Raw genomic sequence first — 24,569 nt, forward strand, 5'->3', positions numbered from 1 at the left:
GATACCCGGAGGCGCCCGGGCGCACCGGCATGACGTCCTCGTCGCATGAGCACGAGCCTCGCGGAAGAGATCCTCAGCAAGCGCTTCGCCACCACCAAGCTTCGCGAGGGGTACGACATGTCGGAGGTGGACGACTTCCTCGACACGCTCGTCGCGGCGGTCAAGGACGGCACCGACGTCGCCGCCCTGGTCGACGGCGCCCGGTTCGCGTCCACGAAGTTCCGCGAGGGCTACGACATGACCGAGGTGGACGACTACCTCGACGAGGTCAAGACGCGCGCCGCCGCGACGGCGACCGGCTCGGCGGGCGCCGCTCCGAGCCGCCCCGAGCAGAGCCCGGCCGACACCCCGTCGATCACCTCGACAGCCCCCGACAGCACGATCACCAGCCCCACCCTGCCCGCCAGCACCGGTGGCCTCCGCGGCTGGTTCACGCGCCGCCGCGACTGAGCCTCGCCCGCTCGGCGCGGCCGCCGCGGAGCTCCCGCAGGCTCACCGCGGACGGCACGCCGGTCGACGGCCCACGACCTGCCACGAGGTGCACCTGAGAACGAAGAAGCCCCTCTGTCCAGCGGTGATGCAGGACAGAGGGGCTGTGTCGCGAGATCAGACGTTGAAGCCCAGCATCCGCAGCTGCTCGCGGCCCTCGTCGGTGATCTTCTCCGGGCCCCACGGCGGCATCCAGACCCAGTTGATGCGGAAACCGTCGACGAGGCCTTCGAGCGCGGTGCCCGCCTGGTCCTCGATGACGTCGGTCAGCGGGCAGGCCGCGGACGTCAGCGTCATGTCGATCGTGGACATGTTGTTCTGGTCCACCTGGATGCCGTACACGAGGCCCAGGTCGACGACGTTGATGCCCAGCTCGGGGTCGATGACGTCGCGCATGGCCTCCTCGACGTCGGCGGCCGTGGTCGGCGTCGGGGACGCCGCCGGCGGGGCGACCTCGTCGGTCGTGTTCTCGGTCATCGTGTCCTCTCAGATTCGGGTCGGCTTCAGCTCAGCGCGCCGCTGCGCGCCAGCGAGTCCTTGAGCGCCGCCCAGCCGAGCAGCGCGCACTTGATGCGGGCGGGGTACTGCGAGACACCGGTGAACGCGCTGGCGTCCCCGAGCGCGTCGAGCGCGTCCTCGTCGTCCAGGCCCTTGCCCCGCGAGCCCATGAGGTCGTGGAACACGGCGTCGATGCGGGCGACGTCGGCCAGGTCGTGCCCGGTGACCAGCTCGGTCATCACGGAGGCCGAGGCCTGCGAGATGGAGCAGCCCTGACCCTCCCACGACACCCCGGCGACGGTGGAGCCGTCGACGTCCACGCGCAGCGTGATCTCGTCGCCGCAGGTCGGGTTGACCTGGTGCGACTCCCCCGACCGGTGGTCGGCGGGCGCGTCCACGAGCCCCCGCCCGTGCGGGCGCTTCGCGTGGTCCAGGATCACCTGCTGGTACATCTGCTCGAGCGAGCTCACTGCTGTCCTCTCCGCCTGCCGTCAGTCCATACCGAAGAACGCGCGCACGCCCGCCAATGCTTCCCGGAACGCCGCGATCTCCTCGGTGGTGGTGTACACCGACGCCGACGCGCGGGCCGTCGCCGCCACGCCGAACCGGCGGTGCAGCGGCTGCGCGCAGTGGTGACCCACGCGCACCGCGATGCCCTTGTCGTCGAGCACCTGCCCGACGTCGTGCGCGTGCACGCCGTCGACGACGAACGACACGACCGCGAGCCGGTCGCGCGCGTCCGCCGGCCCGACGATCCGCACGCCCGGGATCTCGGCGATCCGCACCAGCTCGGCCGCGAGCTCCTGCTCGTGCCGCGCGACGCGGTCCATGCCCAGCTCGTCCAGCCACTGCGCCGCGACACCCATGCCGACGGCCTGCGCCACCATCTGCGTGCCCGCCTCGAACCGCTGCGGCGGCGGCGCGTACGTGGTCTCGGCCATGGTCACGACCTCGACCATCGACCCGCCCGTGGTGACGGGCGGCATGGCCTCGAGCAGCTCGCGCCGCCCGTACAGGGCGCCGACGCCGGTGGGGCCGAGCATCTTGTGCGCGCTGAAGGCGGCGAGGTCGACGCCCAGGGCGTGCAGGTCGACGGGCAGGTGCGGCACGGACTGGCACGCGTCCAGTACGGTCAGCGCCCCGACCCGCTTCGCCGCCGCGACCAGCTCGGCCACCGGAGCGATCGCGCCGGTCACGTTCGACACGTGCCCGAACGCGACGACGCGGGTGCGGTCGGTGATCACGCTCGCGACGTCGGAGAGGTCGATGCGCCCCTCGTCGTCGACGCCGAACCAGCGCAGGACGGCGCCCGTGCGCGCGCACAGCTCCTGCCACGGCACGAGGTTCGCGTGGTGCTCCGCCTCGGTGACGACGATCTCGTCGCCCGGCGCCAGGCGGAACCGCTCGGCGGCCGCTCCCCCGCGCCCGGCCGTCGCGTTGGAGAACGCGTAGGCCACGAGGTTGAGCGCCGCCGTCGCGCCCGACGTCCAGACGATCTCGTCGACGTCGGCCCCGACGAACGCGGCCACGGCGGACCGCGCGTCCTCGAACGCCTCGGTCGCCTCCTCCGCGAGCTGGTGCGCGCCGCGGTGCACGGCGGCGTTGCGCTGCTCGTAGAAGTCGACCTCGGCCTCGAGCACCACGTTCGGCTTCTGCGAGGTCGCGGCCGAGTCCAGGTAGACGAGCGGCCGGCCGCCCCGCACCGTGCGCCCGAGCAGCGGGAAGTCCGCGCGCACGGCGGCGAGCTCCGCCGCGGTGAGCGACGGGCGCACGGTGTCGGTGGTGGTCATGCTGTCCTCCTGGTGACGGCTCCTCGACAGAGGAGGTCAGGCCATCGTCGCGCCGGTGCCGACGTACTTGTCGTAGCCGTTCTCCTCGAGCTGCTCCGCGAGCTCGGGGCCGCCCTCCTCGGCGATCTTGCCGTCGACGAAGACGTGCACGAAGTCGGGCTTGATGTAGCGCAGGATGCGCGTGTAGTGCGTGATGAGAAGGACGCCGACGTCGGTGTTCGCCTTGGCCCGGTTCACGCCCTCGGACACGACGCGCAGGGCGTCGACGTCCAGGCCGGAGTCGGTCTCGTCGAGGATCGCGAAGTGGGGCTTGAAGAGCTCCATCTGCAGGATCTCGTGGCGCTTCTTCTCGCCGCCGGAGAAGCCCTCGTTGACGGAGCGCTCGGCGAAGGTCGAGTCGATGCGGAGGTTCTCCATCGCACCCTTGACCTCCTTGCCCCACGTGCGCAGGGCGGGCGCCTCGCCGTCGATGGCGGTCTTGGCGGTGCGCAGGAAGTTCGCCACCGACACGCCCGGCACCTCGACCGGGTACTGCATGGCGAGGAAAAGGCCGGCGCGGGCGCGCTCGTCGACGGTCATCGCGAGGAGGTCCTCGCCGTCGAGCGTCGCGGTGCCCGAGGTCACCGTGTACTTCGGGTGGCCGGCGAGGGCCGAGGCGAGGGTCGACTTGCCGGAGCCGTTCGGCCCCATGATGGCGTGCGTCTCGCCCGAGTTGATGGTCAGGTCGACGCCGCGCAGGATCGGCTTGGCGCCTTCCTTGGTCTCGACGCTGACGTGCAGGTCGCGGATCTCCAGGGTGGGCATGCTTCGTGTCTCCAGGTCTGTGTTGCGAAAGTCTGAGGCAGGTCAGGACGCGACGGCGAGCCGCTCGTCGACGTCCACGAGGATGCGGTCGCCGTCCACGGTCACCGGGTACACCGGCACGGGCTGCGTCGCGGGGAGCTGGACCGGCTTGCCGGTGCGCAGGTCGAACTGCGAGCCGTGCAGCCAGCACTCGACGAGGCAGCCCTCGACCTCCCCGTCGGACAGGGAGACCTGCCCGTGCGAGCAGATGTCGGACAGGGCGTGCCAGCCGCCGTCGGCGTCGCGCACGACGGCGACCGGGACCGGGGCCCCGTCCGCGCCGTCGAGCTCCACGAGCATGGCCTCCTCGGGGGCGAGGTCGTCGGCCATGCAGGCCAGCTGAGAGGTCATCGCCGCGTCACTCCGCGGCCGGCGCGACGCCGGTGATGACGCTCATCGACTTCTCGAGCTCGGCCTCGATCGACGCGAGCAGGCGCTCCTCGACCGACGGGACGCCGATCTGGTCGATCAGCTCGGCGAAGAAGCCGCGCACCACGAGGCGACGCGCGTCGACCTCGGGGATGCCGCGGGCCATGAGGTAGAAGAGCTGCTCGTCGTCGAAGCGGCCGGTCGCCGACGCGTGCCCCGCGCCCTCGATCTCGCCCGTCTCGATCTCCAGGTTCGGCACCGAGTCGGCGCGGGCGCCGTCGGTGAGGACCAGGTTGCGGTTGAGCTCGTAGGTGTCGGTGCCCTCGGCCTCGGCCTGGATGAGCACGTCCCCGACCCACACCACGTGCGCGCCGGCGCCCTGCAGCGCGCCCTTGTAGGTGACGCGCGACTTGCAGCGCGGCACGGCGTGGTCCACGAAGAGGCGGTGCTCCTGGTGCTGGTCCGCGTCGGCGAAGTACAGGCCGACCATCTCGACCTCGCCGCCCTCGCCCGTGAACGTCGCGTCCGGGGTGATGCGCACGACGTCGCCGCCGAACGTCACCACGACGTGCTTGAGCTTGGCGTCGCGGCCGATGCGGGCGCGGTGGCTGGAGGCGTGCACGGCGCCGTCGGCCCAGTCCTGCACCGACACGACCGTCAGGTGCGCGCCCTCGTCCACGACGATCTCGACCGTCTGGTTGAGGACGGCGTCGCCGCGGTGGTCGATGACGACGACACCCTCGGCGTGGTGCTCGGCGTGCACCAGCAGGTGCTGCGCCGTCGCGTCCTTGGTCGCGCCCTCGACGCGCACCGAGGTGACCTCGGTGGCGACGGCCTCGGCCGGGAGCGTGACGACGGTCGCCTCGGCGGCCGCGTTCCACGCGGTCACGGCGGTACGGTCGCCCGGCTTGCCGGTGGTGCCCAGGCGCGGGTCGTCCTTGCCGACGATCTCGACCTTGGCCTCGGGCGTCTCGACGACGGTCGTGAGGACGCCGCCGGCGCCCAGGTCCTCGCCGAACAGCGGCTGGAGCCGCGCGACGGGCGAGAACCGCCACTCCTCCTCGCGCCCGGTGGGCACGGGGATGTCGGCGAGGTCGAACGACGTCTTGCGCTCGGCGCGCGAGCCGACCGGGACGACGCCGTGGGAGTGCGCGCCGTCGGCCACGGCGCGGGAGTGATCCGTGGACAGATCAGTGGTAGCAGTCATTTCAGCCGACGGACCCTTCCATCTGCAGCTCGATGAGGCGGTTGAGCTCGAGCGCGTACTCCATGGGCAGCTCGCGCGCGATGGGCTCGACGAACCCGCGCACGATCATGGCCATCGCCTCGGTCTCCTCCATGCCTCGGGACATGAGGTAGAACAGCTGGTCCTCGCTCACCCGCGAGACCGTCGCCTCGTGCCCCATGGACACGTCGTCCTCGCGGACGTCGACGTACGGGTAGGTGTCGGACCGGGAGATCTGGTCGACGAGCAGCGCGTCGCACAGCACGGTCGACGCGGAGTGCTTGGCGCCCTCGAGCACCTGCACCAGGCCGCGGTACGACGTGCGGCCGCCGCCACGGGCGACGGACTTGCTCACGATCGACGACGACGTGCGCGGCGCGGCGTGCACCATCTTGCAGCCGGCGTCCTGGTGCTGGCCCTCGCCCGCGAAGGCGATGGACAGCGTCTCGCCGCGGGCGTGCTCGCCCAGCAGGTAGATCGCCGGGTACTTCATCGTCACCTTGGAGCCGATGTTGCCGTCGACCCACTCCATGGTGGCGCCCTCGGCGGCCGTGGCGCGCTTGGTCACCAGGTTGTACACGTTGTTCGACCAGTTCTGGATGGTCGTGTAGCGCACGCGGGCGTTCTTCTTCACGACGATCTCGACGACCGCGGAGTGCAGCGAGTCGCTCGAGTAGATCGGCGCGGTGCAGCCCTCGACGTAGTGCACGTAGGAGCCTTCGTCCGCGATGATCAGCGTCCGCTCGAACTGGCCCATGTTCTCCGTGTTGATGCGGAAGTAGGCCTGCAGCGGGATCTCGACGTGCACGCCCGGCGGCACGTAGACGAACGAGCCGCCCGACCACACGGCCGAGTTCAGCGCGGCGAACTTGTTGTCACCGGCGGGGATGACGGTGCCGAAGTACTCCTGGAACAGCTCCGGGTAGTCGCGCAGGCCCGTGTCCGTGTCCACGAAGATGACGCCCTGGGCCTCGAGGTCCTCGCGGATCTGGTGGTACACGACCTCGGACTCGTACTGCGCGGCGACGCCGGCCACGAGGCGCTGCTTCTCCGCCTCGGGGATGCCGAGCCGGTCGTACGTGGCGCGGATGTCCTCGGGCAGGTCCTCCCAGCTGGCGGCCTGCTTCTCCGTGGAGCGCACGAAGTACTTGATGCGGTCGAAGTCGATCCCGGTGAGGTCGGCGCCCCAGTTCGGCATCGGCTTCTTGTCGAACAGGCGCAGCGCCTTGAGGCGCGCCTTGCGCATCCACTCGGGCTCGTCCTTCAGCTCCGAGATGTTCTTGACGACGTCCTCGTTGAGGCCGCGGCGTGCGGCCTCGCCCGCGGCGTCGCTGTCGCGCCAGCCGTACTCGTACGCACCGATCGAGTCGATGATCTCGTCATCGGACCGCTTCTCGGTGCTCTGCGCCGAAGCCGCCTGGGCGGCGTCCTGGGTGGGAGCGCTCATCGTGTTCCTTCCTGCGTGCCGCGGGTGCGGTGGGCCGGGGTGGGGAGGTTCTGGGGTGTGACCTGCGTGGTGACGGTCGGGACGTTCGTGACGCAGGCGTGCGCGCCGCCCGCGATGGTGGCCAGGCGCTGGACGTGCGTGCCCAGCAGCTCGGAGAAGGCGCGGGCCTCCGCCTCGCACAGCTCGGTGAACTCCTCGGCGACGTGCTGCACGGGGCAGTGGCCCTGGCACAGCTGGACCGTCGGGAGCAGCGGGCCGGACACGGGCCGGACCGACGCCGCGTAGCCGTCGGCCGAGAGCAGGTCGGCGAGCTGACCCGCGCGGCCCTCGGGGTCGGCGGCGGTGAGGCGCGGCGCGTACCGCGCGACGACGGCGTCGTAGCGCTCCGCCGCGAACCGGGCGACGGCCTCGCTGCCGCCGGTCTCGCGCAGGTGGCGCATCACCTGGGCAGCGAGCTCGGAGTAGCCGCCCGCGAGGTCGGACTGTCCGCGCGTGCTCACCACGTACCGGCGCGCAGGGCGCCCGCGGCGGCCGGACGACGGGCCGCCGTCGTGCACGGCGATCGTCCCGTCCTCCTCGAGGCAGGCCAGGTGGCGGCGCACGGCCGCGGAGGTGAGTCCCAGGCGGTCGGCCAGCTCGGCGGCGCTGACGGGGCCCTCGCCGGCGACGAGCTCCAGGACGCGGCGGCGGGTGGTGCCGTCGGCCTCGGGGGCGCCGTCGAGGACGCGCGGGACGGCGCGCGCCGAGCTGCGGTCGGTCGTGCTCGTCGGCATGCGCTCCTCCCCTACGGCTCGTGGACCGACCGGGGGCAGGCCTCAACTGCAGGACACGGCCACCGGCGACGACGTCGATATAGGGAACATCCTTGTTGCGTAATCCAGGATGTCAAGCAAGGCATGCCTCACCGGCCCCCGTCACGGGCCGCTGGGAGGGCAGGTGTCGCGAACGTCACTCCCCGCTGACGATGCGCCCCTCGATGACCTCGCCCGGGCCGTCGCCCGGACCCTGCGTGCCGAGCTGGTGCAGCTTGACCCCCAGCGCGATCATCACGATGCCGATGATCACCGCGAACACGCCGATCACGATGGACAGGCCCACGATGGCGCTGCTCGGGTTGACGAAGCACACCACGGCGAGCGCGATCAGCAGCAGACCCACGATGAGGTTCCACACCCACGACGCCCCGCCACGGCGCCGCATCGTCGGGACCACGAAGAGCTGCAGCAGCCCCACCAGCAGCGCCCAGATCGCGATGAGCACCAGCACGAACCCGAGGAAGAAGTTCGGGATGAACAGCATCAGCGCACCGACCACCAACGAGACGATGCCGATGCCGGTGTTGACGGATCCCGCCGAGGTCCCCCGGCGCCGGATCCCGTCGATGATGCTCACGAGCCCGTCGATCAGCACGAACACCCCGAAGACCTGGACCAGCAGGCCCGGCGTCTTGTCCGGCAGGAAGATCGCCAGCAGACCGAACAGCAGCGCCAGCACGCCGCGGATCACCGGCCAGTACCACAGGCGCCGGGCCAGGGCGGCGACGTCCTGCGGCGGGGTGAACGTGTAGAAGGTCATGGTCGTGCTGCTCCTCCGGTCGGGCGTGACGGGGCGCCGCCCCGTCCGGGCGACTCCGTAGAATCTTCCGGTGCCCACCTCGATCGCGCCATCGGGCGCGGACGGCGCCACGCCGCCCGCCCGCCCTGCCGAGGACCGCCGTGCCGGCTCCGTCGAGCCCTCCGCCGGTGCCGCGGTCCACGTGCGGGGCCTCGTCAAACGCTACGGCGGCCGGGACGTGGTCGCAGGCCTGGACCTCGTCGCCGACGCCGGCGCGGTGACGGCCGTGCTCGGCCCCAACGGCGCCGGCAAGACCACCACGATCGAGTGCTGCGAGGGGCTGCGCTCCCCCGACGGCGGCACGGTGCGGGTGCTGGGGCTCGACCCGGTGGCCGACGCGCGCGCCCTGCGCCCCCGCGTGGGCGTCATGCTCCAGGACGGCGGACTGCCGACCGGCGCCCACGCGGGCGAGGTGCTGCGGCACGTCGCCGCCATGTACGCAGCCCCGCGCGACGTGACGGAGCTCGGCGAGCGCCTGGGCATCGGCTCGTTCGCGCGGACCACGGTGCGCCGCCTGTCGGGCGGACAGCGGCAGCGGCTGTCGCTCGCCGCGGCGGTGGTCGGACGGCCCGAGGTCGTCTTCCTCGACGAGCCCAGCGCGGGCATGGACCCCCAGAGCCGGCACGCCGTGTGGGAGCTCGTGCGCGAGCTGCGCGACGAGGGCGCCGCCGTCGTCCTCACGACGCACCTCATGGACGAGGCCGAGGACCTGGCCGACCGCGTGCACGTCGTCGACCACGGGCGCGTCATCGCCAGCGGCAGCGTCCCCGAGCTCCTCTCCCCCGACGCGCAGGACGACCGGACGCTGCGGTTCGACGCCGCCCCCGGCCTGGACGTCGCGGCCCTCGCCGCGTCGCTGGGCGACCAGCTGGACGACCGGCTGGGCGACGAGCGCGGCCGGTCCGGCGGCCCCGGCACCTGGGCGGTGGCCGAGCCGCAGCCCGGCTCCTACGTCGTGACGGGCCCCGCCGGCCCCCGCGCGCTGGCCGCGCTGACCGGCTGGCTCGCCGACCAGGACGTCCTCGCGAGCCGGCTCACCGTGGGCCGCCGCACGCTGGAGGACGTCTTCCTCGACCTGACGGGACGGCACCTGCGATGACCACGACCACCCCCGCTCCGGCTCCCGCCCCGGCGGCCGAGCCCCCCGGGCTCGCCGCCCCCGCATGGCGCCGGGTCCTGGCCCAGGCCGGCTTCGAAACCCGCGCCGTCCTGCGCAACGGCGAGCAGCTGCTCGTCACGATCGTGCTGCCGGTCATGGTGCTGCTCGGCCTCACCCGCACCAGCGTGATCGAGATCGACACGGGCGGGCTCGCCCGCATCGACTTCGTCACGCCGGGCGTGCTCGCGCTCGCCTGCGTGTCCACGGCGTTCACCTCTCAGGCCATCGCCACCGCCTTCGACCGGCGCAACGGCGTGCTCCGCCTCCTCGCCACGACCCCGCTGGGCCGCGGCGGGCTGCTCGCAGGCAAGCTGCTGGGCGTGCTCGCGGTCGAGGTCGTGCAGGTCGTCGTGATCGGCGCCGTGGCTCTGGCGCTCGGCTGGCAGCCGGCCGCCGGCGGGATCCTGGCCGCCGTCGGCGTCGGGCTGCTCGGCACCGCATGCTTCACCGCCCTCGCGATGCTCCTGGCGGGCACGCTGCGCGCCGAGGGCGTGCTGGCGCTCGCCAACCTCGTCCTCGTGCTCCTCGTCGTGGGCGGCGGGCTGCTGGTGCCGCCGGAGCAGCTGCCCGGCGCGCTCGAGCACCTCGCGACGTTCCTGCCGTCGGGCGCGCTCGGCGAGGCGATGCGCGGCGCCCTGCTCGGCACCGGGGTGCCGGCGCTGGCCGTCGTCGTGCTCGCCGCGTGGACGGCGCTGCTCGCATGGGCCGCGGCCCGCTTCTTCCGCTGGCAGTGACCGCGCGCCGGGAGCCGGGCGAAGGTCACACCGCCGGGCCCCCGCGGGGGCCCGGGCGCCCGGATTCCGGCGATACCGTGGACCCGTGACCTCGCCGAGCCCCGCCGCGCCCGCCCCCGAGGCGGGTCCTGGCCCGCTGACCGACCGGCCCGACCGCCTCGCCCGGTTCCGCCCCTGGACCCGCGGCGTGCTGCTCGCGAACGTCATCGGGCAGATCCTCATCATCGGCACCGGCGGGGCCGTGCGGCTCACCGACTCCGGGCTCGGCTGCTCGAGCTGGCCGAACTGCGAGCCGGGCGAGTTCAGCCCCGTCTTCCACCAGGCCTCGACGATCCACCCGTACATCGAGTTCGGGAACCGGGCGCTGGCGTTCCTCCTGGCGATCGTCGGGCTGATGGTCCTCGTGCTCGTGGCCACCGACCGCCGCCGGCCCACGTCGTACCGCGCTCTCGGCGTCGTGCCGCTGGCCGGCGTCGTCGCGCAGGCGGTCATCGGCGGCGTCGTCGTGCTGCTGCACCTGCACCCCGGCTGGGTCTCGCTGCACTTCGGCGTCTCGGCGGCGCTCGTGTGGTTCAGCGCCTACCTGCTGCACCGCCACGGCGAAGGCGACGGCACCCCCGCGCAGGTCGGCGGACGGGCCGTGTCGGTGGTCGGCACGATCCAGGGCGTCCTCCTCGTCCCGATCGTCACCCTCGGCGTCCTCGTCACCGGCTCCGGCCCGCACTCCGGCGACGACTCCGTGGGCTACCGCCTCGCCCTCGACCCCCTGACGGTCACCAAGGCGCACTCCGGCTCCGTCTGGCTGTTCACGATCACGCTCGTCGTACTGCTGGTGCTGCTGTACCGCACGGTGCCCGGGCCCGGCGTCCTGGCCGCCCGGAAGGGCGCGTGGCTGCTGGTCGTCGTGACGCTGGCCCAGGGCCTCATCGGGTACGTGCAGTACTTCACCGGCCTGCCCGAGCTGCTCGTCGGCTTCCACCTGGTCGGCGCGGGCTGTCTCACCTGGGCCACCGCGAACGCTGTCCTGCGCCTGCGCACCCGCACCTAGCCGGGTACGCCCGGCGGCGCGCAGCCCCGCCCGGCTCCGCGCTACCGTGCTCGGGTGCGCATCGAGGTCGACGGCCGCCCCGCGACGGCCGAGCAGGTCGCGTCCACCGACGGTCACTTCACCGCCATGCAGGTCCGCCACGGCGGCGTGCAGGGCCTGGAGCACCACCTGCTCCGGCTCGACGCCGCCCACCGCGAGATCTTCGGCGTGCCGCTCGACGGCGACCGGGTCCGCGCCCTCGTGCGGCACGCGCTCGACGGCCGCGCCGACGCGTCCGTGCGGGTGGTGCTGCGCGACCCCGAGCACGTCGCCGTCCAGGTCACCGACCCCCGCCTCCCGCCGACGGCGCCCCAGCGCCTGCGCGCCGTGCCGTACCTGCGACCCTTCGCCCACCTCAAGCACCTGGGCGGCTTCGCCCAGGCGCAGTGGGCCCGGCAGGTCGAGCGCGAGGGGTACGATGACGCCCTCCTGACCGGACCCGACGGCGCAGTGGCCGAGTCGACGATCGCGAACGTCGGGTTCCTCGAGCCGGGCGGCGACGTCGTCTGGCCCACCGCCCCGCACCTGCGCGGCACCGGCCTCGCGCTCGTCGAAGCCGTCGCGCCCTGCGTGTCGCGGCCGGTGCACCTGGCCGACCTGGCCGGGTTCGCGGGCGCCCTCCTCGTCAACTCGATCGGGATCGTCGCCGTCGCGTCCGTCGACGCCGCCGCGCTGCCCGACGCCGCCGCCCGCGTCGCGGAGATCCGGTCCGCGGTGGCCGCCCTCCCCCGGGACGCCGTCTGAGGTGATGTCGTGGGGCCCCGGCCCCACCCCCGGATGCCCTGACGGCGCCGCGCGAGGCCGTGACAGCGCCGTGACAGCAGGCTGCGAGCGCCGCCGCGCACGGTGGTGCCATGACCACCACCGCGATCGAGGCCGAGGGCCTCGTCAAGACCTTCGGCGACAACCGCGCCGTGGACGGGGTCGACCTGCAGGTCGCCACCGGCACGGTCTACGGCGTGCTCGGCCCGAACGGGGCCGGCAAGACCACCACGATCCGCATGCTGGCGACGCTGCTGCGCCCGGACGCCGGGCGGGCCAGCGTGTTCGGCCACGACGTGGCCCGGGAGCCGTTCATCGTGCGACAGCTCATCGGCGTCACGGGGCAGTACGCCTCGGTCGACGAGACCCTCAGCGCGACGGAGAACCTGCTGCTCTTCTGCCGCCTCAACGGGCTCAAGGGCGCCGCCGCGACGCGCCGCACCCGTGACCTGCTCGAGGAATTCAGCCTCACCGACGCCGCCGCGCGCCCCCTGAAGAACTTCTCCGGCGGCATGCGCCGCCGGCTCGACCTGGCGGCCAGCCTCATCGCGCAGCCGCCGCTGCTCTTCCTGGACGAGCCCACCACCGGCCTCGACCCGCGCACCCGCGCGCAGATGTGGGAGACCATCCGCCGCCTCGTCGCGACGGGGTCCACCGTGCTGCTCACCACGCAGTACCTCGACGAGGCCGACCAGCTCGCGGACCGCATCGCGGTCATCGACCGCGGGCGGGTCGTCGCGGAGGGCACCGGCGACGAGCTCAAGTCCTCCGTGGGCGAGCAGTCGCTGCAGCTCACGCTCGTGCGCGCCGAGGACGTCCCCGTAGCCCTCGAGGCCGTGCGGGACGTGCTCGGCGTGCCCGCCACGCCGTCGCCGGAGTCCCGCCGCCTCACGGTGCCCGTCGCCGACCCGGCCCGCGTCACCGACCTGCTGGTGCGCCTCCGCGGCGCGGGGGTCGACGTCGACGGCCTGTCGATGGACAAGCCCACGCTCGACGAGGTGTTCCTGACCCTGACCGGCCACGGCGCGACCGAGTCCGACGCCGCCGGCTCCCCCGAGCTCGAGGAGATCCCCGCATGACCACCCTCACCGCAACCCCCGCGGCGCCGTCGGCGTCGGGCGGGCGCATCGTCCCCGGCGCCGAGCGCACCCTGCGCAACCGCGTCACCGTCGGCCAGGCCGTGTCCGACTCGCTTGCCATGGCCCGGCGCGGCCTCATCAAGATCCGCCGCACGCCGGAACAGCTCATCGACGTCACGGTGCAGCCGATCATCTTCACGCTGATGTTCACGTACATCTTCGGCGGGGCGATCTCCGGCAGCATCGCGGCCTACCTGCCCGTCATCATCCCGGGCATCCTCGTGCAGACCGTCATCACGGCGTCCGCCGTCACCGGCACCCAGCTGCGCGAAGACATGGACAAGGGCGTGTTCGACCGGTTCAAGTCGCTGCCCATCGCCCGCATCGCGCCCCTCGCCGGCGCCCTGATCGCGGACCTGGTCCGCTACCTCATCGCCACGACCCTGACGATCTGCATGGGCCTGGTCATGGGCTGGCGCCCGGGCGGCGGTGTCGGCGGCGTGCTGCTCGCCGGCCTGCTGGTCATCGTCTGCGCCTGGTCGCTGAGCTGGATCTTCGCGTTCTTCGGCGTCATCGGCCGGTCCGCGTCGTCCGTGCAGGGCATCTCGTTCCTGGTGCTCTTCCCGCTGACGTTCCTGTCCAACGCGTTCGTCCCCGTGGACACGATGCCCGGCTGGCTGCAGGGCTTCGTCAACGTCAACCCGGTGTCGCACCTCGTGACGGCCGTCCGCGACCTCGCCTCCACCGGCAGCGTCACGGGCCAGGTCGGCATCGCACTGCTCAGCTGCGCCGTCGTCGTGGCGATCTTCGCCCCGCTGGCCGTGCGGAGCTACATGAAGAAGGCCTGACCGCGCTCGTCCCCGGGCTCCTGGTCCGCCTCCCCCGCGAGGCGGACCAGGAGCTCCTCCGCGCGCGGCACCAGCGCGTCGCGGGCCAGCACACCGGCCCGGTCCTCGCCCTGGCGCACCAGCTCGGCGCCGGACCTGCCCGCCAGGGAGGCGACCCCGGCCAGGTCCGCCCGCAGGCGGTCGAGCCGCAGGGCCGGGAGGTCCTGGCGCGCGCCCATCAGGCCCGCGAGGGCGAGCAGCTCGGCGCCGTCGGCCGCGCGGTCGGGCCACCGCTCGGACGACACCCCGGGGTCGAGGCACGCCCAGTACGCGACACCGACCGACGACGTCGCGAGGACCGGGCGGTCGACGAAGCCGCGCCCGTGGCCCCGCACCCGCCGCCCCACGTCGACGATCCGCCGCACGAGGACGCCGCCGTCCGCCCCTGCCTGCACCCGCCGGACGAGGGTCGCCGAGGCGAGCAGCAGGAACCACGGCGCGGCGTCCCCCCGCGGCTGGCCCGGACCGAACGTCTCGATCGCCCGGTCGAGGTGCGCGAGAGCGCCCGGGCGGTCGCCGCGGGCCCACGCCAGCTCGCCGCGCCCCAGCTCCACGACGCCGCGCGCCTGCTGCTCGCGCCCGTCGTCGCCAGCCTCCGGGGTGGGGACCATCGACACGACCACGGACTCGGCGGTCGCCAGGTCGCCGAGCGTGAGGGCCGAGCCCAGCTCGATCCACCGGACCTGCCACTGCATCTCCTCGGCGCCTATCCTGAGCACGCCGTCCTTCGCCCGCGCGACCCAGCGGGCCGCCTCGGCCGCCTCGCCCTGCTCCGCGAGGAACGACGCGAGGACCATCGCGGTCATGGCCGAGGCCGCGGCGTCGTCGATCCCGCGGGCCACCTCGTGCGCGCCGCGCGCGAGCTCGACAGCACGTGCGATCTCGCCGTCGTTCTCGCGCTGCTGGGCCTCGAACATGTGCCCGAGCAGCGCCGTGTACCCGTCGTCGGACCGCTGCAGCCGGGCGAGCACCTCGAGCGACTCCTCGGCCGTCCGGGCCAGCACGAGGTGGGAGAGCTCGCGCGTCCGCGCCCCCACGCCCCGGCTCGTGCGCAGCAGCCGGCGCAGCCGCGCGAGGGGTCGCGCGGCAGACCCCGGGACCCCGAAGACGGACGCGGCGGCGATCGCCTCCAGCGCGATCGCGGTGGCGTCGGCGTGCTCGTCCGGTACCGGCCACCCCTCCAGGGCGTGCAGCACCCCGGGCACCAAGCCCACCACCCGCTCCTCCGCGCCGCGCACCGCCCAGCTGCCCAGCAGCGCGACGAAGCCGTGCACCACCACCTCCGGTCGCGACAGGTCCATGCCGCGCCGGACCGCGAACACGAGGTTCTCCTGCTCGCGCCCGAGCTCCGCGACCGCCTCGAGCTGGCGCGGTGACAGCATCCTGGACGCGCACCGGCGGGCCACGGTCAGCGCCCACGCGAGGACGGCCTCGTCGGCGGCCGGCTCCTCGTGGGCGTCCGCGAGCCGCAGCAGCCCGAACTCGCGCACCGTCTCGACCATGCGGTACCGGCTCGCGCCGTCCGCCTCCTCGACCCGCACCAGCGACTGCAGCACGAGAGCGTCGACGTCGTCGTCCACCTGCCAGCCGGGCGCCTCGGGACGGAGGGAGCGCGCGGCCTCGGCGGAGAACCCGTCGGGGAGCACGGCCGCACGCCGCCACAGCGCCTGCTGGCCGGGCGTGAGCAGGTTCCAGCTCCAGTCCAGCACCGCCTCCAGCGTGCGGTGCCGGTCCGGGACCGACCGGTCGCGCACCCGCAGCAGGGCGAACCGCTCGACGAGCCGGGCGTCGATCTCCGCGACGCTCAGGGTGCGCACGCGCGCCGCCGCCAGCTCGATCGCCAGGGGCAGCCCGTCCAGCCGCTCGCACAGGTGTGCGACGGCCGCGCGGTCGAGCAGCGCGTCGGGCCGCACGGCGCGGGCCCGCTCGACGAACAGGCGGACGGCGGGGCCGTCGTCGTCGCCGTCCGGAGCGGAGCCGAGCGGGGCGGGCACGTACGTCTCCTCCTGCTCCAGCAGCAGCGGGGTGCGGCTCGTGGCGAGCACCCGCAGCCGCGGCGAGACCGCCAGCAATGTCCCGGCCCACCGCGCGGCGCCCTCCACGACGTGCTCGCAGTTGTCGAGCACGACCAGGGCCTCGGCGTCGCGCAGGCGGGCTGTCACCTGGGTGGCGACGTCGCCCGCCTGGAGCCGGTCGGCCAGGCGCACGGAGCCGACCCCCGGCGCGACGCCCAGGGCGTCCGCGAGCGCCAGGACCACGTCGTCGTCGCTCCGCACGCCGACGAGCTCGACGACGACCACGACCGCGGCGCGGCCCAGCGACCGACGGGCGACCTCCTGCGCGAGCCGGGTCTTGCCGAGCCCGCCCGGGCCCAGGACGGTGACGAGGCGTGAGGCCCTCAGGGCGTCGAGGACGGCCGCGACGTCCGGCTCGCGGCCGAGCAGCGGCGTCGGATAGGTGCGCAGGCCCCGCGCCGTGCCGCCGGCGGGCGCGCTCCCGGCGCCCGGGGCGCCCGAGCCGGGGGCGGCCGCCAGGACCGGTGGGACCGACGGCGCTTCCGCGACTCCCGGCCGGGCGTCCGTCGCGTCCCCCGACGGTCCGATCTGCGCGGCGAGCCGCTCGGACAGGGCGACGGTCGCCGGGCCGGGCTCGCTGCCGAGCTCGCGCACGAGCACGGACCGCAGCCGCGTGAACACCCGCAGCGCCTCGCCCGGTCGGCGGAGGCCGCCGAGCGCCGCCATGAGCGCGCGGGCCGCGTCCTCGTCCGTCGGGTCGGCCGCCACGTCGGCGCCGGCGAGCTCCGCGACGAGGCCGTGCTCCCCCGCCGCCTCGGCCGCGTCGCGGCGCACGGCGCGGAGCTCGTCGCGCCGCCGCCGGGCGACGGCCGCGAGCTCCGCGGCGACGGCCGCGAACTCGCCGCCCTCCAGGTCGACGCCCGGCGTGCCGCTCCACAGCGCCAGGGACTCCTCGGCGGTGCGGGCGGCGACGCCCGGGTCGCCGGAGACGAGCTCACGGCGCGCGGCCGTCAGGCCCTCGCGGGCCAGGTCGAGGTCGGTCGCCACGCCCAGGGCGTACCCCGCCTCCGTGGCCAGCACCACGCCGCGCCCTGCCACGGCGCGCAGCCGCGAGACGAGGTTCTGCAGGGCAGCACGCGGGTCGGCGGGCAGGGACTCCTGCCACAGCCGGTCGACGAGGACGGACGACGAGACGCCGCGCGGGCCCGCGAGGGCGAGCAGGGTGACGAGCGCCGACGCGCGCGCACCCCGCGGCGCGCGCTCTTCGCCTCCCGCCCCGGAGACTCGGACCGGGCCGAGCACCCGCACCGCGGGCGTGCCCGCCGGCGCCGGCGGACCGTCGGTACCGGGCTCGGGGAGGGAGGCGTCACGCACGCCTGTGGAGCCTACCGGCAGCTCAGGCGCCGGGCCGGGCAGGCCAGGGCGCGTCCGTCGGCCGCAGGGACGACCAGCCGCCCGCACGGCTCGCGGCGGCGGCGAGGATGCCCACCACGGTCGACGGGTTGTGCAGGCTGCCGTCGAGCGCTCGGGCGACCGCCTCGTCGAGCGGCACCCAGCGCACCTCCATGCCGGCCTCCTCGCCGGTGCGCACGTGCCGGTCGGCCTCGGCCACCGGCGCGATGCCGCGCGCGAGGAAGATCCGCACCGCCTCGTCGCTGCTGCCGGGAGTCGTCGCGTAGTCGGCGAGGACCGCCCACCGTTCGGCGGTGACGTCGGCCTCCTCGGCCAGCTCGCGCGCCGCCGCGTCGACGGCGGGCTCGCCGTCGACGTCGAGCAGCCCGGCCGGCACCTCCCACATGAACGACCGCACGGGGTGGCGGTACTGACGCTCCAGCAGGATCCGCTCCTGCTCGTCGAGCGCCACGATCGCGACGGCGCCGGGGTGCTCCACGTACTCGCGCGTCACCACCCCGGCGTCCCCGAGGTCGACCTCGTCGCGCACGAGGTCGATGATCCGGCCCCGCTGCAGCACGTCGTGCCGCAGGACGGGGCGCGGGGTGATCTCGTCGGCGAGCGGCGCGCCGGCGCCCCCGCCACCCGCGCCCGGGGCGTCGCTCACGCCTGGTTGCCCTGGCGCTCGAGGGCCGCCGCGACGAGCCCCTTGAACAGCGGGTGCGAGCGGGTCGGGCGCGACTTGAACTCGGGGTGCGCCTGCGTGCTCACGTAGTACGGGTGCACGTCGGCGGGCAGCTCGACGAACTCGACGAGCTTCGCGTCGGGCGACGTGCCGGAGAACACCAGGCCGGCCTCCTCGAGCTGCGCCCGGTAGGCGTTGTTCACCTCGTAGCGGTGGCGGTGACGCTCCGAGACCCGCTCGCTGCCGTAGGCCTTCGCCACGACGGAGCCGGCGCCCAGGTGCGCGTCGTACGCGCCGAGGCGCATGGTGCCGCCCAGGTCGCCGCCGCCGTCGACGATCGCGAGCTGCTCCGCCATCGTCGCGATGACGGGGTGCGTGCTCTGCGGGTCGAACTCGGTGGACGACGCGTCCTGCAGCCCCAGCACGTTGCGCGCGTACTCGATGACCATCGACTGCAGGCCGAGGCAGATGCCGAGCGTCGGCACCAGGTTCTCGCGCGCCCAGCGCAGCGCGCCGACCTTGCCGTCGATCCCGCGCACGCCGAAGCCGCCCGGCACGAGCACGGCGTCGACGCCCTCCAGGGCGTCCTGCGCACCCTCGGGGGTGCGGCAGTCGTCGGCGGCCACCCAGCGGATGGCGACCTTGGTGTCGTTGTCGAAGCCGCCGGCGCGCAGCGCCTCGGTCACCGACAGGTACGCGTCGGGCAGGTCGATGTACTTGCCGACGAGGGCGATCTCGACGTTGTGCTCCGGCTCGTGCACGCGCTCCAGCAGGCGGGTCCAGCCGTCCCAGTCGACGTCGTGGAACGGCAGGTCGAGACGGCGCACGACGTAGGCGTCGAGGCCCTCGGAGTGGATGACGCGCGGGATGTCGTAGATGCTCGGCGCGTCGGCGCAGTTGATGACGGCCTCGTTGTCGACGTCGCACATGAGGGCGATCTTGCGCTTGATGCCGTCGGGCACCACGCGGTCCGAGCGGAGCACGATGGCGTCGGGCTGGATGCCGATGGAGCGCAGCGCAGCCACCGAGTGCTGGGTCGGCTTCGTCTTGAGCTCGCCGGACGGGCCGATGTACGGCACCAGCGAGACGTGCAGGAAGAAGCAGTCGTCGCGGCCGAGCTCGTGCCGCACCTGGCGGGCGGCCTCGAGGAAGGGCTGCGACTCGATGTCGCCGACGGTGCCACCGATCTCCGTGATGATGACGTCGACGTCGGGACCCGCCTGGTCGCGCATGCGCGACTTGATCTCGTCGGTGATGTGCGGGATGACCTGGACGGTGTCCCCGAGGTACTCGCCGCGGCGCTCCTTGGCGATCACGCGGGAGTAGACCTGGCCGGTCGTGACGTTCGAGGAGGCCGGCAGCTCGACGTCGAGAAAACGCTCGTAGTGGCCGATGTCGAGGTCCGTCTCGGCGCCGTCCTCGGTGACGAAGACCTCGCCGTGCTGGAACGGGTTCATCGTGCCCGGGTCCACGTTGAGGTACGGGTCGAGCTTCTGCATGGTGACGCGCAGGCCCCGCGAGCGCAGCAGGCGCCCGAGCGAGGAGGCGGTGAGTCCCTTGCCGAGAGACGAGGCCACACCGCCCGTCACGAAGATGTGCCGCGTCTGGTGCGTCGCACCCGTACGGCTGGAGGAGCGGGGCTGGAGTCTGTTCGCGGTGTCGGCCACGGAACTCCATCCTAACAGCGGGTGGGGAGGCGGCACGCGGGCCGTGCGGTGCGTCGCGTCACTCCCCGCGCCGCTCCGCGTCACTCCTGTGCGGCGCCGCGCCCCCGGCGCGCGATGCCCGTCACCGCGGACCGGTCCGTGAGCAGGAAGGCGCCCACGACGGCCCCTCCGCCGACCAGCGCGGCGAGCAGCCCGACGCCGAGCGCCGGGAGGATGGCGGCGTGCGCCGGGAGCAGCACGCCCGACACCAGCGCCCCCGCCCAGGCGCCGAGCGCGGTCGCGACGACGAGCACCACCAGGGTCCGCGGGATGCCCCGGAGCGCCTCGCGCCCGGCGAGCCGGCCCACGGCGACGAGCAGGCCCGCCCCCGCGACCGTCATGCCCAGCGCGGTCGCCAGGCCGAGCTGGGTGAGCACGCCGACCTGGTCGCGGACCCCCGTCGCCGCGGGCAGCACGAAGGCCGCCGCCGCGACGACGAGCCAGCCGGCCGCCGTCACCACGACCGCCACGCGCTGGTGGTCGATCGCGTACAGGGCGCGCGACAGGTGCAGGATCAGCGCGAAGCCGACGATCCCCGGCGCCATCCACGCCACCGCGTCCCCGAGCCCCGCCACCGACCCGTGGGCGATGCGGGCGAACACGGCCTCCACGGCGGACGACGCCGCCACGAGCGCGGCGACGCCGAGCCCCGAGACCACGAGCAGCGTCCGGGTGGTGGCGGCCAGCAGGCTCCGGAACAGGTCGCGGCGCCCGTGCGCCACGTGCTCCGCGAGCCGCGGGAACGTGCTCGTCGCGAGCGGGAACGCCAGCACGGCGTAGGGCAGCAGGTAGACCTGCTGGGCGAACGTGTACGTCGGGAACGTCTGCGACGGCCCGAACTGCAGCGCCGCGCCCATCACGGCGAGCACGGACAGCTGCTGCGCCACGAGGGCACCGACCCCCGCCAGCGCGAGGTTGCGGGCGCGGACACCCTCGCCGCCGGGGAAGCGCAGCGTGGGCCGCAGCCGCGTCCCGGTCCGCCGCACCGGCAGCACGAGGGGCAGCGCGAGCACGGCGACCCCCGCCGTCGTGCCCCAGCCCAGCCAGCCGATCGCGGCGGCGGACAGCGCGCCGACGTCGTCCCGGTTCTCGCCCGTCATGGCGACGAAGACGAGGTACACGACGATGACGGCCACGCTGGACAGCAGCGGCGCGAACGCCTGCCAGAAGAACCGCTTGTGCGCCTGCAGGATGCCGCCGAGCACCACCGCGAGCCCGTACAGCGGGACCTGGAGCGCGAACGTCCGCACGAACGTGGCCGTGACGTCCACGAGCTCCGGGTGCTTGGTCATGAGGAGCCCGGCGATCGGGCCGGCCAGCAGGGCGAGCAGGGCGCCGAGCGGCACGAGGACGGCCAGCGTCCACCCGAGCATCGCCGAGGCCACGCCGGACGTCTCCTTCGCCGACCGGCGGGCGATCGGGCCCGCGAGCAGCGGCACCACCGCGCCCGCGAGCGCGCCGCCGGCGGCGACCTCGAAGAGCACGTTCGGCAGCAGGTTGGCCGCGCTGTACGCGGGCCCGACGCCCTCGGTGCCCACGGCCCACGACAGCACCAGCGACCGGGCGAAGCCGACCAGCCGGCTCGCCACCGTCACGACGGTGATCATCACGGCGGCGCCCGCGAGCGTCTGGGTCGCCGCCCGCAGCCCGCCCGGGCGCGACGTCATGCGGTCACTCCCCCGCGGCGGGGTCCTGGGCTGCCGGCGCCGGCCGTCGGCCGAGCTGGTCGGCGGCGCGCAGCCACGGCGTCCGCTCGATGACGGCGGAGAAGCTCACGCGCTCCGACGCGAGCGTCAGCCCGACGACGGAGGTCAGGGCCGCGAGGCGCACGGCACGCGGGGCGCCGAAGGCCCACTGCGCGCCGACCAGCGCGCCCAGCGCGTTGGCGCCGCCGTCGCCGAGCATGTCCCGCTCGGCGAGGTCGCCGGGGGCGGCGACGGCCGCGGCCCCGAGGACCACGCCCGTGGTCGCCCCGGCGCCGCCCGCGACGGGCAGGCTCAGCGCGGCCGAGGCCTTGAGGGCGCGCCCGGGGCGCAGGTCGAGCAGGTTGAGGAGGTTGGCCGTGCCGGCGATCAGCGCGCCGTTGACGGCGACGTCGACCAGGTGGCCCACCGCCCCGCCGCGCCGCCGGGTACCGACCGCGGCCCCGACCAGGGCCGTGGCGCCGATGCCGAGCACCTTGAGCCCGCCGGTGGTGAGCTTGCCCTCGGCGAGCGCGCCCAGGTGCCCGCGCAGCCCCTTGACCCGGGTGCTGGTGTCCTCGGCGAGGTCGTCCACGAGGCCGAACGCGGCGGCGCCGGCAGTCGCGACGACCGTGCCGGCCCGCGCGCGCCCGCCACCCGCGGCGAGCGTGCCCGCCACGAGCCCGGCGGCCACCGCGGGGCCCTCGAGCATGCTGACCGGTTCGCCCCGGTGGTTGGTGCGGGTCCAGCGGGCGGAGCCGCCCGGCGGGTCCGTCTCGAGCGCGCGGCGGGCGAGCGCCGTGCCGGCCGCCGCGACCGCCGCCCCGCGCAGCAGCGCCCCGAGCCCCCCGGCCATCAGCCGTCCGCCTGCGTCGCGCCGTTCACGACCGCCGGCGGGAGGACGGTCGCGCCGTCCTCGAACCCGTACTGGTCGACCGTCCCGGCCTCCTGAGCCGCGATCGCCAGCGGCACGACGATCTGGCCGGTCGTCTCCTCGATCCCGCTCACGGTGCTCACGAGGCCCGAGAGCTCGTCGTCCGAGCGGACGCTGCCCACGAGGTCGCCGTCCTGCGTCGTCGGACCCGCCACGACCGACGTGCCGGCGACCTGGGCCGACGTGCCCGCGAGTGCCACGAGCGCGCCCATCCCGGTCTGCTTCGGGTCGGCGTCGGTCGTCTGCGAGTCGTCGGTGGCCTTGCCGCCGCCCGACAGCAGCAGGATCGCATCGGCGGGGGCGCTCGGCTCCGCGACCTGCTCCACGAGGCCCACCTGCTGCAGCAGGTGCTGCTGCTCCAGCGCCACGTCGGAGAAGGTCCCGGCCTCGGGGCCCGCGTCGGTGAGCGCGACCGTCAGCGAGGCGGCCAGCAGCTCAGCGGTGCCGGAGTCCTCGTCGATGGCGCCGTCGACGGCGTCGGCCGGCAGCTTGGCGCGCAGCCCGTCCGCGACGGTCTCCCGCATGGTCAGCTCGTCCGCGGACGTCCACGACGCCGACAGCCGCTCCTGCGCGACGACGGTGCCGTCCGCGGCCTCGAGCTCGTCGAGCACGGCCTTGCGGCTGGAGTCGCTCACCTCGTCCACCTCGACGATGGCCACGTTCTTGCCCTCGAGCGAGCCCGCGACGAGCTGGTCGCCCGCGCTGTCGATGAACCGGCGCTGCTCCTCCGCCGACGTCCGTGCGTCGCCCAGCTCGTCACGCAGCGTGTTGCGCTCGGTGCGCAGGGCGTCGACCTGCTCGGTGAGCTGGTCGCCCAACGGGCCCTGGAGCGGGCCGGCGCCGAGGATGATGCCCACGGCGAGCGCCAGGAAGACGGAGATCAGCGAGACGAGGTGGTACCTGAAGTCGATCACGGTCGGCAGAGGTTCCTTCGATGGGGTCGGGTCGGGCGGGGCAGCGGCGGGCGCGGGGAGGGCGTCACCCGCCGAAGAGGCTACCCACCCACGAGACGAGGTCGTCGATCCGGGCGCCGACGAGGCCGAAGAACGTCTGGCCGGCGGAGGTGGACCACAGGGCGGCGACGACGGCGGCGACGCCGGCCAGGGAGAGCAGCGTGAGCTGGAGGTTCGAGATCCGGGTGCGGTACAGCCGGGACACGCCCTTGGCGTCCACCAGCTTGCCGCCCACCCGCAGGCGGGTGAGGAACGTGCTGGCCATGCCCGCGCGGCCCTTGTCGAGGAACTCCACCAGCGTGGCGTGCGTGCCGACGGCGACGATGAGCTCGGCGCCCTTGTCGTCCGCGAGCAGCATGGCGATGTCCTCGCTCGTGCCGGTCGCGGGGAAGACCACGGGCGCCACGCCGAGCGACTCGACCCGGTCGAGCCCCGGCGCGGTGCCGTCGCGGTAGGCGTGCACCACGATCTCCGCGCCGCAGGACAGCGCCCGGTCCGACACCGAGTCCATGTCCCCCACGATCATGTCCGGCTTCCAGCCGGCGTCGATGATCGCGTCGGCGCCGCCGTCGACCCCGACCAGCACGGGCCGGTTCTCCGCGATGTAGGACCGCAGCATCGCCAGGTCCTCGCGGTAGTGGTACCCGCGCACGACGATGAGCACGTGCCGGCCGTCGAACCGCGTGCGCACGTCCGGCACGCCGACGCCGTCGAGCAGCAGGTCCCGCTCGCGCCGCAGGTAGGTCATGGTGTTCTCGGCGAAGTGCTCGATCTCGTCTGAGAGCCCCTCGCGCGCGGCGGCCATGTCGGCCTCGACGGTCTCCGGCGTCTGCCGGACCCCGTCCGCCACCGTCGTGCCGTCGACGCGCACGGTGCCGCCGTCGATGACGACGGACGCGCCCTCGGGCAGCGCCATCACGGCCGGGCCCAGGTCGTCGACCAGCGTGATGCCGGCCTCGATCAGGATCCCCGGGCCCGCGTTCGGGTACCGGCCCGACGTCGAGCGCGCGGCGTTCAGCACCGCGGCCGGGCCGACCGCCACCAGGGCGTCGGCGGCCACGCGGTCGATGTCGAGGTGGTCGATGACCGCCACGTCGCCGGGCTTCAGCCGCTTGGTGAGGTCCTTCGTGCGCGTGCCGACCCGGGCGGGTCCGGTCACGTCGGGGCCGCCGTCGCCGGCGTCGGGGGCGCGCTCGGACTTGCGCAGGATCATTCTCAT

Annotated in this window: 23 protein-coding genes; 7 read left to right on the top strand and 16 right to left on the bottom strand. The window is 74.3% G+C overall.

Going from position 1 to position 24,569, the window contains the following annotated elements:
- The first annotated feature begins 45 nt into the window (after positions 1-45).
- Complete coding sequence (locus ACFWDO_RS11045) at positions 46-450, top strand: DivIVA domain-containing protein (RefSeq protein WP_380316046.1); 405 nt, start codon at positions 46-48, stop codon at positions 448-450.
- Between the two features lie 156 nt (positions 451-606).
- On the opposite strand, the gene ACFWDO_RS11050 is transcribed toward ACFWDO_RS11045, so the two are convergent.
- From ACFWDO_RS11050 to ACFWDO_RS11090, 9 genes are all read right to left on the bottom strand, one after another.
- The gene (locus ACFWDO_RS11050) at positions 607-966 is read right to left on the bottom strand and encodes a metal-sulfur cluster assembly factor (protein WP_380316049.1); all 360 of its coding nucleotides are present in this window, start codon (positions 964-966) and stop codon (positions 607-609) included.
- A gap of 26 nt (positions 967-992) precedes the next feature.
- Positions 993-1,457, bottom strand: coding sequence for a Fe-S cluster assembly sulfur transfer protein SufU (sufU, locus tag ACFWDO_RS11055; protein ID WP_380316052.1), 465 nt, complete (start codon positions 1,455-1,457; stop codon positions 993-995).
- 21 nt (positions 1,458-1,478) lie between these two features.
- The gene (locus tag ACFWDO_RS11060; protein ID WP_380316055.1) at positions 1,479-2,777 is read right to left on the bottom strand and encodes a cysteine desulfurase; all 1,299 of its coding nucleotides are present in this window, start codon (positions 2,775-2,777) and stop codon (positions 1,479-1,481) included.
- Between the two features lie 36 nt (positions 2,778-2,813).
- Positions 2,814-3,581: a Fe-S cluster assembly ATPase SufC gene (gene sufC, locus ACFWDO_RS11065; protein WP_380316058.1), complete on the bottom strand. Its 768-nt coding sequence runs from the start codon at positions 3,579-3,581 to the stop codon at positions 2,814-2,816.
- Positions 3,582-3,623: 42 nt separating this feature from the next.
- Entirely contained in the window at positions 3,624-3,971 is a 348-nt protein-coding gene (locus ACFWDO_RS11070) for a non-heme iron oxygenase ferredoxin subunit (RefSeq protein WP_380316062.1), read from the bottom strand.
- Positions 3,972-3,978: 7 nt separating this feature from the next.
- Entirely contained in the window at positions 3,979-5,196 is a 1,218-nt protein-coding gene (sufD, locus tag ACFWDO_RS11075) for a Fe-S cluster assembly protein SufD (RefSeq protein ID WP_380316065.1), read from the bottom strand.
- 1 nt (position 5,197) lies between these two features.
- Positions 5,198-6,661 carry a Fe-S cluster assembly protein SufB gene (sufB, locus tag ACFWDO_RS11080; protein ID WP_380316068.1) on the bottom strand — a complete coding sequence of 488 codons (1,464 nt, stop codon included), beginning with the start codon at positions 6,659-6,661 and terminating at the stop codon, positions 5,198-5,200.
- Positions 6,658-7,434, bottom strand: a complete 777-nt coding sequence (locus ACFWDO_RS11085) for a helix-turn-helix transcriptional regulator (RefSeq protein ID WP_380316071.1) — start codon at positions 7,432-7,434, stop codon at positions 6,658-6,660. Before ACFWDO_RS11085 ends, sufB begins: the two co-directional genes overlap by 4 nt.
- A 175-nt stretch (positions 7,435-7,609) precedes the next feature.
- Positions 7,610-8,236 carry an HdeD family acid-resistance protein gene (locus tag ACFWDO_RS11090; protein WP_380316074.1) on the bottom strand — a complete coding sequence of 209 codons (627 nt, stop codon included), beginning with the start codon at positions 8,234-8,236 and terminating at the stop codon, positions 7,610-7,612.
- 181 nt (positions 8,237-8,417) lie between these two features.
- Here ACFWDO_RS11090 and ACFWDO_RS11095 point away from each other — a divergent pair, with 181 nt between their 5' ends.
- From ACFWDO_RS11095 to ACFWDO_RS11120, 6 genes are all read left to right on the top strand, one after another.
- Positions 8,418-9,374, top strand: coding sequence for an ABC transporter ATP-binding protein (locus ACFWDO_RS11095; RefSeq protein ID WP_380316128.1), 957 nt, complete (start codon positions 8,418-8,420; stop codon positions 9,372-9,374).
- On the top strand, positions 9,371-10,168 hold the full coding sequence (locus ACFWDO_RS11100; protein ID WP_380316077.1) for an ABC transporter permease: 798 nt from the start codon (positions 9,371-9,373) through the stop codon (positions 10,166-10,168). The genes ACFWDO_RS11095 and ACFWDO_RS11100 overlap by 4 nt, the downstream gene beginning before the upstream one ends.
- An 85-nt stretch (positions 10,169-10,253) precedes the next feature.
- The gene (locus ACFWDO_RS11105) at positions 10,254-11,216 is read left to right on the top strand and encodes a heme A synthase (RefSeq protein ID WP_380316080.1); all 963 of its coding nucleotides are present in this window, start codon (positions 10,254-10,256) and stop codon (positions 11,214-11,216) included.
- A 54-nt stretch (positions 11,217-11,270) separates the two neighbouring features.
- Positions 11,271-11,999, top strand: coding sequence for an aminotransferase class IV (locus ACFWDO_RS11110; RefSeq protein WP_380316083.1), 729 nt, complete (start codon positions 11,271-11,273; stop codon positions 11,997-11,999).
- Between the two features lie 110 nt (positions 12,000-12,109).
- Entirely contained in the window at positions 12,110-13,096 is a 987-nt protein-coding gene (locus tag ACFWDO_RS11115; RefSeq protein WP_380316086.1) for an ATP-binding cassette domain-containing protein, read from the top strand.
- Positions 13,093-13,944 carry an ABC transporter permease gene (locus tag ACFWDO_RS11120; protein WP_380316089.1) on the top strand — a complete coding sequence of 284 codons (852 nt, stop codon included), beginning with the start codon at positions 13,093-13,095 and terminating at the stop codon, positions 13,942-13,944. Before ACFWDO_RS11115 ends, ACFWDO_RS11120 begins: the two co-directional genes overlap by 4 nt.
- Here the strand turns inward: ACFWDO_RS11120 and ACFWDO_RS11125 are convergent.
- From ACFWDO_RS11125 to steA, 7 genes are all read right to left on the bottom strand, one after another.
- Complete coding sequence (locus ACFWDO_RS11125) at positions 13,926-17,372, bottom strand: BTAD domain-containing putative transcriptional regulator (RefSeq protein ID WP_380316092.1); 3,447 nt, start codon at positions 17,370-17,372, stop codon at positions 13,926-13,928. The genes ACFWDO_RS11120 and ACFWDO_RS11125 overlap by 19 nt on opposite strands.
- Before the next feature lie 22 nt (positions 17,373-17,394).
- Positions 17,395-18,057 carry an NUDIX domain-containing protein gene (locus ACFWDO_RS11130; protein WP_380316095.1) on the bottom strand — a complete coding sequence of 221 codons (663 nt, stop codon included), beginning with the start codon at positions 18,055-18,057 and terminating at the stop codon, positions 17,395-17,397.
- Positions 18,054-19,742, bottom strand: a complete 1,689-nt coding sequence (locus ACFWDO_RS11135) for a CTP synthase (RefSeq protein WP_380316098.1) — start codon at positions 19,740-19,742, stop codon at positions 18,054-18,056. The genes ACFWDO_RS11130 and ACFWDO_RS11135 overlap by 4 nt, the downstream gene beginning before the upstream one ends.
- An 80-nt stretch (positions 19,743-19,822) precedes the next feature.
- A complete protein-coding gene (murJ, locus tag ACFWDO_RS11140; protein WP_380316101.1) occupies positions 19,823-21,448 on the bottom strand; it encodes a murein biosynthesis integral membrane protein MurJ in 1,626 nt (541 codons plus the stop codon).
- Between the two features lie 4 nt (positions 21,449-21,452).
- Positions 21,453-22,319: a hypothetical protein gene (locus ACFWDO_RS11145; protein WP_380316104.1), complete on the bottom strand. Its 867-nt coding sequence runs from the start codon at positions 22,317-22,319 to the stop codon at positions 21,453-21,455.
- Positions 22,319-23,311: a copper transporter gene (locus ACFWDO_RS11150; RefSeq protein ID WP_380316107.1), complete on the bottom strand. Its 993-nt coding sequence runs from the start codon at positions 23,309-23,311 to the stop codon at positions 22,319-22,321. Before ACFWDO_RS11150 ends, ACFWDO_RS11145 begins: the two co-directional genes overlap by 1 nt.
- Before the next feature lie 64 nt (positions 23,312-23,375).
- Positions 23,376-24,569, bottom strand: a complete 1,194-nt coding sequence (gene steA / locus ACFWDO_RS11155; protein WP_380316110.1) for a putative cytokinetic ring protein SteA — start codon at positions 24,567-24,569, stop codon at positions 23,376-23,378.

Origin of the sequence: Isoptericola sp. NPDC060185, from assembly GCF_042728595.1 — a bacterium.
Classification (GTDB): Bacteria; Actinomycetota; Actinomycetes; order Actinomycetales; family Cellulomonadaceae; genus Isoptericola.